Here is a 13186-nt window from a genome sequence, read left to right on the forward strand (position 1 = left end):
ACCATTTTCAATGAGATCGTTCGTCATGCGTAATACCCCTTTTCGTTCTCGCCGCCTTTGCATGAAAGGCATTGCGGCAGTTGTCGGTGGATTGGCCATGCTGGGTTCGGTACAGGCGCAGTCGAAGGCGGACGCCTCCTATCCCAGCCGTCCGATCACCATCGTGGTGCCTCATCCTCCCGGCGGTTCGGTCGATGGCTTGGCGCGCATATTTGCCGTGAAGCTAGGCGAGGAGCTGAAGCAATCGGTCATCATCGACAACAGGGCGGGCGCGTCCGGGATGGTGGGCGCGGGCGTGGTCGCGCGTTCGGCGGCAGACGGCTATACGTTGTACCTGAATGCCTCGATCCACAACATCAACCCGCTGCTCTATGGGAAGAAGATGACCTTTGATGCGGTGAAGGATTTCACCCCCATCAGCGGTCTGGCCCAAGGCGCATTGATATTCAGCGTGAACAACGATGTCCCTGCGAAGACCGTGCAGGAGTTCGTCGGTGTGGTGAAGGCAGCTCCCAACAAATACAATTTTGCAACCACGGGCTTTGGCTCGGCGGGGCACCTCGCCATTGCGCAGTTTGCATATGAAGGGGGTCTTTCCGATCTGAAGATCCCGATCGTCCTCTATAAAGGCGGCGGTCCCGCCTTGACCGATTTGATCGGCGGACAGGTTCACGCGCTGGCCGATCCCATGCTCTCCTCGCTGCCGATGGTCAAGTCAGGCAAGATACGCGCGCTGGCGGTAACCGGCGACAAGCGCAGCCCCTTGCTTCCGGACGTTCCGACGATGCGCGAAGCTGGGCTGAAGAATTTCGAGTTTTATTCCTGGTATGGCTTGTGGGCGCCAGCCAAGTTGCCGGAGCCGATACTCAAGAAGCTGGAAGTCGCCACGCAGAAAGTCATGACGTCCGCCAGCATGAAGGAGCAACTCGACAACCTCGGCTTTGAAAGCTCCTACCGGAACAGCGCCGACTTCGCGCGGTACATCCAGGCCGAGACGGACAAATACAGCGCCATCATCAAGCAGGCCAATATCACCGCGGACTGAGGCGCTTTCCCAAGAACCAGAGCGCCCCATCCAGGGGCGCTCCGGGCGCTCGGGAAAAGCCGTGTCCGGGCCCGGGCCGGACGGCTATGCGGCACGATCCAATTTGGCAATTGCCGGTGCCTCCAGGGCCCGGACCGAAGGCGCGGCTTCTTCCCAGCGCATCACCTCCACCAGCGCGGACTGGGCACTGCTTCCCTGAGTCAAGCGGGAAGTGCCCACGTCGATCGTCAATACGTTGGGGTTGCCGTGTATCTCCAGCTTCTCGTCGGCAGCGTCAAACCATGCTCCCGTAGGCAGCGCCACCACGCCAGGCTTGAGGTTAGCGTCGATAAGCGCGGTTGCAAGGCACGCGCCACGGTCGTTGTAAATCTTGACGAGATCATGCTGGCCGATGCGGCGCGCTTGCGCATCCAACGGCGAAATGCGCAGGGCCTCGCGGCCATTGACCTTGAGATCAACTGATGCCTTGCCGCCATCCATTTGGGAATGGAGCTTGCCCGCGGGCTGCGGCGTGAGCAGATGCAGCGGCCACCGTGCAGCCTTGGGTGAGCCAAGCCATTCGTCCGGCGTCAGCCAGCTGGGGTGGGGCGGGCAATCGGCGTAACCGAATCCGGCGATCTTTTCCGAATACAGCTCGATGCGCCCGGACGGTGTACGCAGTGGATGTCCCTCGGGATCGCAACGGAACTCTTCGAACAGCACGAATGGCCTTTCAGGCTCGGGAATCTCCACGAATCCGCGGCTCCAGAATGCATCGAAATCAGGGGCTATATGGCCGCTGCCGCGCCATTCCTTGGCCATGGATTCGTAGATATGCAGCACCCACTCCATCTCGCCTCGGCCTTCGGTAAAACCATGCTCGTAGCCGCCCAGCGCGGCCAGTTCCCGGTATATGTCGAAGTCATTGCGGCTGGAGCCGATCGGCGCCAAGGCCTGATGCATGGCAAACACGTGACGATCGCGCGTCGATCCGCCGATGTCATTTCTTTCCAGCGTGGTGGTGGCCGGCAGCACAATGTCCGAGCGCCGCGCCATGGGTGTCCACCAGATCTCGTGGGCGACTATCGTTTGCGGCCGGCTCCATGCCCGGCTGAAGCGGTTCAGGTCCTGCTGGTGATGGAAGGGGTTGCCGCCGGCCCAGTACACCATCTTGATGTCTGGATAAGTACCTTCCCGTCCATTGAACTCATAGTGCTGGCCAGGATGCAGCAGCATGTCGGTGACCCGGGCAACAGGAATCACCGAGCCGGTCGGGTTGCGTCCCGATTCCATGGCCGGTCCCGCGATCTCCATGCGCGGGTTTCCCGCACCATTCATGGACGCATGTCCAAACGCAAAGCCTCCGCCGGGCAGCCCGATATGCCCCAACGCAGCGGCTAGCGCAATGCTTGCCCAATACGGCTGTTCGCCGCGATGAGCCCGTTGCAACGACCACGCGCAAGTCAGCATCGTGCGAGTGTTGCGTGCCTGACTCGCGAGCGCGCGGATAGTCGCGGCCGGCACATCGCAGATCGTCTGGGCCCATTCCGGCGTCTTTGGGATTCCGTCCGTCCTGCCTTCGAGATAATCGCGCAAGGCCGGAAATCCAACGCAGTGGGTCTGGAGGAACGCTTCGTCGTGGACGCCATCGGCGATCAGCGCCTGGATCATGGCCAGCATCAAGGCCGCATCCGTGTTGGGACGAATGGGAACCCAGCGCGCGCGCACGCCGGCAGGGACATCTCCCCGGGTCGGGCTGATGACCACTAGCTCCATGCCAGCGGCTACCGCCCGTTCGAGCTGCCCGGGCACGGGATGGTCCCCGGCGCCGCCCGATGTGATCTGCGTGTTGCGCAACGGCATGCCGCCGAATGCGATCAGCAGCCGGGTATGACTGGTGACACTGTTCCAGTCTGTCACACGGCCTGTAACCGGCGTATAGGTACCGATCACATGGGGCAGCAGAAACTGCGCGGTGCCCCAGCTATAGTTGCCCGCCTGATTCGTAAAGCCGCCGCCAGCGTTCAGGAAACGGTGCGTCTGAGTGCGCGCATGGTGCAAACGGCCCGCCGATGACCAGCCATAGGAGCCGCCAAAGATAGCCTCGCTGCCATGCTCTGCCCTCACTCGCTGGAGTTCCGAATGGACCGCCGCAAGGGCCTCGTCCCAACTGACCTCAACGTATTCGTCAAGTCCACGCTCGCTCCCGTCGCACAAGTGCCGATCGCGCAGCCATCCCTTCCGGATGGCTGGCCGGTTCACCCGTAGCGGCGAGTGGACCATGGCAGGCATCGATTGCAGGATGCCCGAGGGAGCGCTGTCGCGGGCGAACGGTTCGCAATCGATCAGCCGGCCGCCTTGCGTGACCGCGGTGAATGCGCCCCAATGAGAGAGCGAGGGGAAGCGGAGAATCTGTTCAGACATGATTGGACGAGGTTCCGGCCCAAGGCCGCGCATATCAAAGGCGCGGACCGATTGCGAATGTTCAACACGCCATTAATGCTAGCAATACAGCTGGTGAATTTTCTTTCCATTCGCGCGGATTGGCGTCAAAACAATGAAATAAATTTCACTCCGGCACCCTTTATTCTTGAATCCGGTCTGGCCTGGCATCGCCGGACAGCGCCTTGCGGCTACGCCGCAAATATCACGATCGACCAAGACAACCACGCCCATGAAAGTTCTCATCCTCGGATCCGGCGTAGTCGGCGCCACAACGGCCTACTATCTCTGCCGCGAAGGCCATGACGTCGAAGTCGTGGAACGCCACTCGGCGGCGGGAATGGAAACCAGCTTTGGCAATGCGGGCGGTCTGTGCCCGAGCTTTGCAGCGCCATGGGCCGCGCCGGGAATGCCGATCAAGGTATTGAAGATGGCGTTGCAAGCCGATGCCCCCGTGCGCTTTTCGCTTTGGCCCGAATTTGAAAGACTCCGTTGGACCAGGCGATGGCTGATGGAATGCAATGCGCCGCGGTTTCGCGTCAACAAACTGCGCATGCAGCGCGTGGCTCACTACAGTCTCGCTTGCCTGAAGCAGCTCATGGCCGAGACGCCGATCGCGTTCGATTTTCATGCGGGCGGCGTGTTGCAGCTGTTCCAGACCGTGGCGGAGTGCCGGTATGGCGACATTGCCGCCAGCGCACTGAGGGAATTCGGAATTCGCCACAGTGTGTTGAACGGGCGCGATGCGCTGGCGGTCGAGCCGGCCTTGCGAGACGCCACCGCCAGGATCGCGGGCGGCCTTCATTTGCCGTCCGATGCCTCGGGCGATAGCCACATTTTCTGCCAGGCATTGACCGCCTGGCTTCAGCGTGCGGGCGTGAAGTTTCGCTTCGACACCGATGTGCGGCGATTGCTGCATGAGGGCGGTCGGGTGGTGGGCGCAGAGACCTCTGGCGGAGCACTGAAGGCCGATGCCACGGTTGTCGCCTTGGGCAACCAGGCTCCGGCATTGCTTGCGCCGCTGGGGATCAAGCTTCCCGTATATCCGCTCAAGGGCTATTCGATTACCGCGCGGGTGACCAATGCTGATCAAGCGCCCAACATGTCGGTAATGGACGAACACAACAAGGTCATGATTTCACGACTGGGCAACAGAATCCGCGCGGCGGGCATGGCCGAACTGGTCGGCCACGACTTGTCATTGAAGGCGGGCCGTAAGGATGTGCTGGTCCGGGCGGTGCGCAGCCTGTTCCCAAATGGTATCGACTACGCCAACGCTACCTTCTGGGCGGGCCTGCGCCCCATGACGCCAGACGGCCCCCCGATTCTCGGAGTCTCCGGTTGGGACGGGCTGTTTCTCAACAGCGGGCATGGCTCGAACGGCTGGACCCAGGCCTGCGGAACGTCCCGAATCGTGGCGGATCTGGTCTGCGGCCGCAAGCCTGAAATCGACCTCGATGGGCTCACGATCGAGCGTTTTCGAAGGTAGCATTGACGAAACGTGAGGTTTCGCCATCCCTGTCGAGGTTGTTCGTGCCGGACAGACGAACGCCGATTTACAGATGGAAATCGCCCGCGGCTTCCGGCTGATAGAGCACCTTCCTGATCCCTATCCGGCGGGTCCGGTCCGAAATCCGCCAGTCTATGGAATCCCCCTCCTGATAGCCCAGGATGGCGGCGCCGACGTCGGAACACACGGAGAACTTACCGGCGCTGCTGTCGGCGTCTTCCGGGTAGACCAGGGCAACTTCCATTTCTTCGTCGTCCAGCTGCAGCAAGGCCCTGGAGTTCATCGTGACGACATTCCGAGCCACCTGCTGCGGTGCGACGACGATGGCTCGCTCAAGCTCGTGCTCGAGTTCGACAACAGCCGGGCCTTGCTCGAGTTCGATCAGCTCCTTGAGCCGTGCCTTGTCGATCTCAGTGACGTAGATATCCGTGGAGTCGACAACGGCGCCTTCGCGCAACAGCCGGAGATAGCGCCCCGCGGTCATGGAAAACGACTTCAGTGTCGGCGTTTCGGTCTCAAGCAGAAAGCCGCTGCGCAGAAAGGTCTTCAGCGAGCGTGCGTTGTCCGGGTGGATCTTGGCGATGAGCTTTTCGGCCCGCATGTCGAGGAAGGCCAGCTTCATGCCTTCGCGGATCGTGCTTGCCCCCAGGTTCCGGCCCCAGTTGTCGCAGTCTCCGATCACCAGGACGATTTCGCAGTCGGGGCCGGTCTTGACCAGGCGCACGAAGCCCACCGGGACGTCGCGCCTGTCATAGGCCATGAAGAAGCGGCCGCCCTGGTTGAACAGATGGGTCAGGATCGGCAGTTGCGTCCGATCGATGGCTTGCTCGATGAAGCGGGAGACATTGCGCGAATCGCTCAGATAACAGGTGACGCGCTCGTCTTCCAACCAATCCATCAGCGTCAGCGCGTGCGTCCGGGTAATTTCCGGGCACAGCGAAATGAAAGGCTTGTTCATCTTCACCACACTCATTCGTAAAGGATGAAAGCCCTTCATGGCGATGGCCATGACGGTTCTTTCGGAAAACCGCGCATTTTAGGCCGGAATGCGGATGGATGCAGGGCAGAGGCCGGGAACGGGCCTCGCTTGCAAGGCCGGGGGACGTATCAGATCGGATGAACCCTGAGCCGGCGCATGAGCCACTGCCAGAAATCCGCGAACAGTTTCGCCGACACGGAAAAAGCGATCAGCACGGCCGCGCCAGCAAGCGTGGGCCATCGATGCGCCCAGGACTGCTCGAACACCAGGAGGACGAGCATGTGCCCCAGCGCGGCCATCAATGGCGCGCCGATCATCCATCCCGCGACGAACCAACGGTCGTGGCGGGTGAAGACCTTCGCGAAACTGAGGTGATAGGCCACGCGTGCGACGTAATAGGACAGCACCAGGGTCAGGAAAATGAGTGCGATGCCAGCAAGCGTAAAGTCCTCGGATACGCGGACCTTGTGCCAGCTTTGAAGCATCGGGTCGCCGATCAGAATCCATTGGTCTACCGGCGGATCGTAGTGCACGATCGGAATGATTCCGACACCGCGTGCAAGCCACGACAATCCATGGAAGCAGTACCAGGCAAAGACGATCGAAGCTGCCGCGCCGAACAGCATGCGCAGTTTGTGACTAGCCACTGCAGTAATTCCCATCGCGCTTGAAGTTCCCTGAGTATTCCACGAATACTCCTGGCGTTCTCGGCAACCAGTCTCTAGGCCTCGCTTCCATACTGCTCCATTTTCCACCGCGCCCGCGGCCCCCGCTGCGTGTATTCGCGCCGATAATCCGCCGGCGTTACGCCGAACTTGCGCTTGAAGGCGCGGCGAAAGGCTGCGACGTCCAGATAGCCGCAGTCATTGGCTATGTCCTCCACCGAACGCAGCGTCACTTCCAGCCACATCTGGCTCTTTCTCATCCGTATATCGGTGAGGAATTCATGCGGCGTGATCGCCAAATGCGTCCGGAAAAGGCGTGCCAAGGTTCTTTCACTGACCGCCGCATGTTGCGCGGCGCCGCCTATCGTCACGGCTTCCTGCGCATGCGCCAACAACCACTGCACGGCGCGATAGAGCGGGCTGTCCCGGGTGAGGCCGCTGACCTTCTCTATGGGCAGCGTCGACGCGATGATCTGCCGCGTGGGATCGAAGACGAGCTTGTCGCGCGATGCGCCGGCCAGTCCGGCGATGCCCGTGCGGTCCATCAGTTCAAGCACGCAGTCATAGGCCAATGAAGGCGTTCCGGCCAGCAGGATGCGCTCGCTGGCCCAGACAATCGGATCGTTGGCGATGGCCAGGTCCGGATGGGTCCGCGCGAAGCCGGACTGGTACGCCCATTGCACCGGCGTCTGCATCTTGTCGAGTACGCCTGCCGCCGCAACCAGCCAGACGCCGGTGCCGACCGCGCAGACGTAGCGTTTGTCCGCCACGGCGCTACGGATTTCGTGCAGCACGGCTTCGTTGCTTGCCACGCTGGCGCGCAGCTGCGGCACCGAGACCGTTTCCAGGGGCGGCACGAAGATGGCGCGCTCCATCGCCGAGTCCGGCGCGCCCGGCGGCATGAAGCATAGGTGTTCCGCTTCCGCCGATAGGTCCACTTCCGCGCAGCGCCACGTCACCACATGGCCGCTCGCTTGCCCGCTGCGGCTGCGGGCAATGCCGTTGGCGGTGCGGAACGTATCGATCGCGGCATGGATGGGGCCGTTCAATCTGCCGGCTGGCAGCAGCAGTTCCACATGCAGAGGGTAGTTGTCTGGAGCGGCACCCATGATGTCTGTTTGGAGCGCGGTCTTTCCGCGGAGGATCGAACAAAATCAACACGCAAATATTAGATCAATCGCGTCCTCCAAGGAGCTTATCCGTGCCCTATGCAACCGCGTCTGACGACACCCGCATCTACTACGAAACCTATGGCGAGGGCGCACCCGTCCTGTTCATCCATGGCGGCGGCGGCAACACCATCTGCTGGTACCAGCAGGTGCCTTTTTTCGCCCGGGAGTACAAGGTCATCGTGATGGACTTGAGGGGTTTCAAGAACTCTCCCTGCGCGCCGGAACGTAACCATCCGCGGCATTACCCCGCAGACGTGCTGGCCATACTGGACCAGGAAGGCATAAGCAACGTGAACCTCGTGTGCCAGTCGCTGGGCGCATGGGCCGGCCTGCCGCTGGCCGTGCAGCACCCAGGGCGCGTCCAGACGCTGTTCATCAGCGGTTCGCCGACGCCGGCCTATTCGCCCGAGACCTGGGAAATCCTGCGCAAGGCCGGCAAGACCTTCGACGACGGCCGCCACGACCTGCGCAGCAAGAGCATCGGCTGGAACCGCAAGAACGTCGAGGCCCGGCCCGAGATGCTGCACCTGTACGGCTGCATCAAGGCGCTCAACCCCAAGGGTTTCCTGGCGCTGACCATGCAGGCCGACGACGTCAAGATCCATCCCGCCGAGTTCGAGGGCTACCGCGTACCCACTTTGATGACCGGCGGCAGCCACGACGATTTCCTGACTCCGGAAAGCCACCATCTGGTCGCGAAGCTGTTGCCTGGCAGCAGAAAATACACCTTTGAAGACTCAGGCCACTCTCCTTATTTCGAAACGCCGGACGAATTCAATCGCGTGGTGCACGAGTTCCTGGACGCACACAACTAGTTCCTGATCCTGCAAGAAGGAGACAACATGGCTGCCATCAAAAAAACACTGGGATTCGGACTGGCTGGCGTCATGGCGCTGGCCAGCGTCGCCGCCATGGCGCAAACCGGCTATCCGAACCGGCCCATCCGCTGGATCGTTCCCTCGCCGGCCGGCGCGCCTATCGACGCCATCGGACGCAAGCTGGGCGAACTCATGTCCGCGCGGCTCGGCGCGTCCATCGTGATAGAAAACAAACCCGGCGCCGGCAGCACCATCGGCGCTACGGAAGTCGCGCGGGCCAAGCCCGACGGCTACACCTTGATGCTGAGCGTGGGCGACGCGCTCATTTCTTCGGTCGTGACCATGAAGGTGCCTTATGACCCGCAGCGCGACTTCACGTTGATCAGCAAGATTGCCGCATCAGGTCCTGTGCTCATCGCGAACAAGTCCATGCCGGCCGGCGACCTGGCCGGGGCGGTCAAGGAGGCCCAGGCGGCGCAGGTCCCTCTGGCCTATGGGTCATATGGCCCGGGCTCATACCCGCAACTGATCATGGAGAGCCTGGCCAGGCAGTCTACGGTGAAGTTCATCGAAGTCCCCTACAAGGGCTCGCCGCCGGCGATGACCGATTTGCTGGGCGGACAACTGGCGTTTACCTTCACGTCTACCAGCATTGCGGCGCCCATGATCGCGGACGGCAAGGTCAAGGCCATCGCCGTCATCGGCGACAGGCGTTCGGCGCTGTTGCCTGAGGTCCAGACCTTCGCCGAAGCGGGATACGACGCCTTCATATTCAAGAACAAGGCCTGGGTCGGCCTGAGCGGCCCTGCCGGCATGCCTGCGGACGTTGTGCAGAAGCTTGCGGCGGCGGCCCAGCAGGTGGTGAGGGATCCAGAGTTCGGCAAGTATCTGGAGAACATCGGCTTCGACGCCGTGGGCAATACGCCAGAGGAGTTCCTGAAGGAGTATCGGGAGGAGTATTCGGTTGTGCCGGGGCTGATCAAGGAGTTGGGCGTGGCGGCGCATTGATCAGCGGGCTTATTTGATGGCGGGTGGATATCGGTGGACCCTGATATTCATTTGATATCAATTCTCAAATTCTTAATATTAGACAGCCCTGCGAAGCACGCCTAAAGTCATCCGCTGGACCATACGGCCAGGACCGCCGCCTAGAGCGGCCGGCCATCCACGCAAAGGAGACTTCCATGCAGCACCGCAGACAAATGCTGACGGCCATGTTGGCCGTGGCCTTGCTCGGCGCCGCCGGCCATCAGCCCGTCGCGCACGCCGAGACCTTCCCGTCCCGGCCGATCAAGTTCGTCGTGCCGTTCGGCCCGGGCAGCGGCACCGATACGTCGGCCCGCTATTTCGCCCGACAGCTGCAGGAACTGACCGGGCAACCGGTGGTGGTGGAGAACAAGCCGGGCGCCAATGGTTTCATCGCGGTGAAGAACGTGCTGTCGGCGCCGGCGGATGGCTACACGGTGTTCATCGGCAGCAATTCGACGCTGGCGGTCAATGCGGCGCTGTTCAAGGCGCTGCCGTACGACCCGGTCAAGGATTTCGCGCCGCTGACCATGATGATGCGTTCGCCCGCCATGCTGGCCGTCAGTCCGCAGGCGCCGTACGGTACCCTGAAGGATCTGATCGCCTACGCCCAGGCCAATCCCGGCAAGGTGAACTTCGGCGCCGGTTCGGCTGGCTATCAGCTGATGGGCGAATTACTGAACGACAGCGCCGGCCTGAAGACGGTACATGTGCCGTTCAAGGGCGCCGGCGACGCCATCATGGCTGTGGCCGGGGGCACGGTGGACTACACGTTCGCCGAGGTGACAGCGGTGCAGGAACTGGCCAAGGACGGCCGCGTGAAGGTGGTGGCGGTGGCGTCGGACCAGCGTGTCGGGACTTCACCCGATGTGCCGACCGCGACCGAGGCCGGCCTGCCAGGATTCGAAGCCTATACCTGGGTTGGCGCGATGGTCAGCGCCAAGACCCCGGCTGAACAGACCGGGCGCCTGGCCGAGCTGTTCACGCGCATATCCAAAATGCCCGAAACCCGTGCCTTCTATGAACGCCTGGGCGCCACGCCGATGACGGGCGGACCCGCGCAGATGCGCGAATTCCAGCAGAAGGAAATCGCGCTGTGGCAGCGGATCGTCAAGAAGGCGAACGTTCCCCAACAATGAAGGAAGAGGCGAGCATGACGTCGCAAGCCCTGCAGAATGTGAAGGTGCTCGATCTGTCGCGCGTGCTGGCCGGCCCCTGGGCTGCTCAGACGCTGGGCGACCTGGGCGCGGAAGTGATCAAGGTGGAGCGGCCGGGTACGGGTGACGATACCCGCGCCTGGGGGCCCCCTTACGTGACCGATCCGGCGGGGCAGCCCACGGGCGAGTCCGCCTACTACATGTGCGCCAACCGCAACAAGCAGTCGGTCAGCATCGATTTCACCAAGCCCGAGGGGCAGGAATTGGTGCGGCAGCTGGCGCAGCAATGCGACGTGTTGATCGAGAACTTCAAGACCGGCGGGCTTGCGCAATACGGCCTGGACTATGCCTCGCTGAGCGAGCTGAATCCCAGGCTGGTGTACTGCTCGGTCACCGGCTTTGGCCAGGATGGCCCGTATGCGCACCGGGCCGGCTACGACTTCCTGATCCAGGGCATGGGCGGCCTGATGAGCATCACGGGCCACCCCGATGGCACGCCCGGAGGCGGTCCCATGAAAGTGGGCGTGGCGCTGACCGACATCCTGACGGGACTGTATGCCAGCACCGCCATCCTGGCCGCGCTGCAGGCGCGCGCGCACACCGGGCGCGGCCAGCATATCGATCTGGCTTTGCTGGACGTGGGCGTCGCCTGCCTGGGCAATCAGGCGATGAACTATCTGTATGGGCAGCAGGCGCCGCGCCGCATGGGCAATGCGCATCCGAATACGTTGCCGTATCAAGACTTTCCGACGGCGGACGGGCACATGATCCTGGCCGTCGGCAACGATGGGCAGTTCGCGCGGCTGTGCGCCGCCATTGAGCGGCCGCAATGGGCCGAGGACGAGCGCTTTGCGCGCAATGCGGCGCGGATCGCTCATCGCGACGAACTGATCGATGGCTTGCGCGCCATCACCGTCACCCGCAGCACGCGCGACTGGGTGGCGCTGCTGGAGCAGCACGGCGTGCCTTGCGGACCCATCAACAGCGTCGCGGACGTGTTCGAGGATCCGCAGGTCCAGGCGCGCGGCCTGCGCATGAGCATGCCGCACCCGCAGGCGGGCGAAGTGCCGCTGGTCGCCAGCCCCATCCGCCTGTCGGATACGCCGGTCAGCTACCGCCACGCGCCGCCGCAGCTGGGCCAACATACCGACGCTGTCCTGGCCCGCCTGCTGGGCCTGAGCGCGGATACCCTGCACACGCATCGAATCAATGGAGTCCTGGAATGAGCAGTCTGAATTCACTGGCGTTGCCGCTGACGCGCATTCCTCCCGAAGACGAGGCCCTGCGCCCCGCCGTCCGCGCCTTCCTGCAGGAAGCGGTGCGCGACATGCCGGCGCATATCCGGGCGCGTTCGTGGGGCGGCTACGACACCGCGTTCAGCCGCCGCGTGGGCGAACGCGGCTGGATCGGCCTGACCCTGCCGCGCGAGTATGGTGGCGGCGGACGCAGCGCATTCGCGCGCTATGTGTTGGTGGAAGAATTCCTTAATGCCGGCGCGCCTGTCGGGTCGCACTGGATTGCCGACCGGCAGAGCGCGCCGCTCATCCTCAAGTACGGCACGGAAGCGCAGAAGCGCTTCCACGTTCCCCGCATCTGCCGCGGCGAGTCGTTCTTCTGCATAGGCATGAGCGAACCCAACTCGGGCTCGGACCTGGCCAGCGTGCGCACGCGCGCGGTGCCGAACGACCGCGGCTGGTTGCTCAACGGCCAGAAGATCTGGACCACCAATGCCCATCACTGCCAATACATGATCGCGCTGGTGCGCACCTCGGGCGGACCGGAGGACCGGCATAAGGGCTTGTCGCAGGTGATCGTCGACCTGTCCCTGCCCGGCGTGACGGTGCGGCCGATCGAGGACTTGTCGGGCGACAGCCACTTCTGCGAAGTGTTCTTCGACAACGTGCAGCTGGACGCTGATGCGCTGGTGGGCGACGAGGGGCAGGGCTGGGAACAGGTCACCGCCGAGCTGGCGTTCGAACGCAGCGGTCCGGAACGGCTGTACTCCAGCATTGTGCTGTTCGATCAATGGCTGGACTATGCGCGCCTGCCGGCCAATCGCACGCCCTCGGGCCAGCGGTTGGCCGGCAAGGTGCTGGGCCAACTGACGCCGCTGCGGGCCATGTCGGTATCGGTGCAGGAGAAGCTGACGCGCGGCGCCAGCCCCATCGTGGAGGCGGCGCTGGTCAAGGAGCTGGGCACCACGCTGGAACAGATGATCCCTGCCTGGATCGCGGAAGACCTGTATTCGCGCGAGGCCGAGGACATTCCGGTGGAATTGCTGATGACCTTGAAATACGTGACGGAGGCTTCGCCTTCGTTTTCCCTGCGGGGCGGCACCCGCGAGATTCTGCGCGGCATGATCGCGCGCGGCCTGGGCCTGCGTTGAAGGAGCA

The 13186-nt window shown here is 62.9% G+C and carries 11 protein-coding genes; 7 read left to right on the plus strand and 4 right to left on the minus strand.

The features are described from left to right. Positions 1-25: 25 nt before the first annotated feature. The gene (locus tag N5C88_RS14700; RefSeq protein WP_280015598.1) at positions 26-1045 is read left to right on the plus strand and encodes a tripartite tricarboxylate transporter substrate binding protein; all 1020 of its coding nucleotides are present in this window, start codon (positions 26-28) and stop codon (positions 1043-1045) included. An 84-nt stretch (positions 1046-1129) separates the two neighbouring features. Here the strand turns inward: N5C88_RS14700 and N5C88_RS14705 are convergent, their stop codons facing one another. Next, positions 1130-3448 (minus strand): molybdopterin-dependent oxidoreductase, encoded by a 2319-nt coding sequence (locus N5C88_RS14705; RefSeq protein ID WP_280015599.1) that lies wholly within the window; start codon positions 3446-3448, stop codon positions 1130-1132. Between the two features lie 250 nt (positions 3449-3698). Here N5C88_RS14705 and N5C88_RS14710 point away from each other — a divergent pair, with 250 nt between their 5' ends. Further along, positions 3699-4955 (plus strand): D-amino acid dehydrogenase, encoded by a 1257-nt coding sequence (locus N5C88_RS14710; RefSeq protein WP_280015601.1) that lies wholly within the window; start codon positions 3699-3701, stop codon positions 4953-4955. Between the two features lie 67 nt (positions 4956-5022). On the opposite strand, the gene N5C88_RS14715 is transcribed toward N5C88_RS14710, so the two are convergent. The 3 genes from N5C88_RS14715 to N5C88_RS14725 all read right to left on the minus strand — a co-directional run bounded on the left by N5C88_RS14715 (position 5023) and on the right by N5C88_RS14725 (position 7729). Beyond that, positions 5023-5985, minus strand: a complete 963-nt coding sequence (locus N5C88_RS14715) for a bifunctional GNAT family N-acetyltransferase/nucleoside diphosphate kinase regulator (protein ID WP_280015602.1) — start codon at positions 5983-5985, stop codon at positions 5023-5025. 98 nt (positions 5986-6083) lie between these two features. Beyond that, complete coding sequence (locus N5C88_RS14720; RefSeq protein WP_280015603.1) at positions 6084-6581, minus strand: hypothetical protein; 498 nt, start codon at positions 6579-6581, stop codon at positions 6084-6086. A gap of 95 nt (positions 6582-6676) precedes the next feature. Further along, complete coding sequence (locus N5C88_RS14725) at positions 6677-7729, minus strand: helix-turn-helix domain-containing protein (protein WP_280015604.1); 1053 nt, start codon at positions 7727-7729, stop codon at positions 6677-6679. Positions 7730-7821: 92 nt separating this feature from the next. Here N5C88_RS14725 and N5C88_RS14730 point away from each other — a divergent pair, with 92 nt between their 5' ends. The 5 genes from N5C88_RS14730 (at position 7822) to N5C88_RS14750 (ending at position 13179) form a co-directional block, all read left to right on the plus strand. Further along, a complete protein-coding gene (locus N5C88_RS14730; RefSeq protein WP_280015605.1) occupies positions 7822-8607 on the plus strand; it encodes an alpha/beta hydrolase in 786 nt (261 codons plus the stop codon). A 27-nt stretch (positions 8608-8634) separates the two neighbouring features. Continuing rightward, positions 8635-9618: a tripartite tricarboxylate transporter substrate binding protein gene (locus tag N5C88_RS14735; RefSeq protein ID WP_280015606.1), complete on the plus strand. Its 984-nt coding sequence runs from the start codon at positions 8635-8637 to the stop codon at positions 9616-9618. Positions 9619-9794: 176 nt separating this feature from the next. Then, positions 9795-10775 (plus strand): tripartite tricarboxylate transporter substrate binding protein, encoded by a 981-nt coding sequence (locus tag N5C88_RS14740; protein WP_118931508.1) that lies wholly within the window; start codon positions 9795-9797, stop codon positions 10773-10775. Beyond that, positions 10772-12019 carry a CoA transferase gene (locus tag N5C88_RS14745; protein ID WP_280015607.1) on the plus strand — a complete coding sequence of 416 codons (1248 nt, stop codon included), beginning with the start codon at positions 10772-10774 and terminating at the stop codon, positions 12017-12019. Before N5C88_RS14740 ends, N5C88_RS14745 begins: the two co-directional genes overlap by 4 nt. Beyond that, positions 12016-13179, plus strand: coding sequence for an acyl-CoA dehydrogenase family protein (locus N5C88_RS14750; protein ID WP_280015608.1), 1164 nt, complete (start codon positions 12016-12018; stop codon positions 13177-13179). The genes N5C88_RS14745 and N5C88_RS14750 overlap by 4 nt, the downstream gene beginning before the upstream one ends. The last annotated feature ends 7 nt before the right edge of the window (positions 13180-13186 follow it).

It is taken from the genome of Achromobacter sp. GD03932 (assembly GCF_029839485.1).
Taxonomy (GTDB): Bacteria; Pseudomonadota; Gammaproteobacteria; order Burkholderiales; family Burkholderiaceae_B; genus Achromobacter; species Achromobacter bronchisepticus_A.

Bases quoted from the DNA above. Each gene is read 5' to 3' on its own strand.
- N5C88_RS14700 (WP_280015598.1), top strand. From the start codon at position 26: ATGCGTAATACCCCTTTTCGTTCTCGCCGCCTTTGCATGAAAGGCATT.
- N5C88_RS14705 (WP_280015599.1), bottom strand. From the start codon at position 3,448: ATGTCTGAACAGATTCTCCGCTTCCCCTCGCTCTCTCATTGGGGCGCA.
- N5C88_RS14710 (WP_280015601.1), top strand. From the start codon at position 3,699: ATGAAAGTTCTCATCCTCGGATCCGGCGTAGTCGGCGCCACAACGGCC.
- N5C88_RS14715 (WP_280015602.1), bottom strand. From the start codon at position 5,985: ATGGCCATCGCCATGAAGGGCTTTCATCCTTTACGAATGAGTGTGGTG.
- N5C88_RS14720 (WP_280015603.1), bottom strand. From the start codon at position 6,581: ATGCTGTTCGGCGCGGCAGCTTCGATCGTCTTTGCCTGGTACTGCTTC.
- N5C88_RS14725 (WP_280015604.1), bottom strand. From the start codon at position 7,729: ATGGGTGCCGCTCCAGACAACTACCCTCTGCATGTGGAACTGCTGCTG.
- N5C88_RS14735 (WP_280015606.1), top strand. From the start codon at position 8,635: ATGGCTGCCATCAAAAAAACACTGGGATTCGGACTGGCTGGCGTCATG.
- N5C88_RS14740 (WP_118931508.1), top strand. From the start codon at position 9,795: ATGCAGCACCGCAGACAAATGCTGACGGCCATGTTGGCCGTGGCCTTG.
- N5C88_RS14745 (WP_280015607.1), top strand. From the start codon at position 10,772: ATGAAGGAAGAGGCGAGCATGACGTCGCAAGCCCTGCAGAATGTGAAG.
- N5C88_RS14750 (WP_280015608.1), top strand. From the start codon at position 12,016: ATGAGCAGTCTGAATTCACTGGCGTTGCCGCTGACGCGCATTCCTCCC.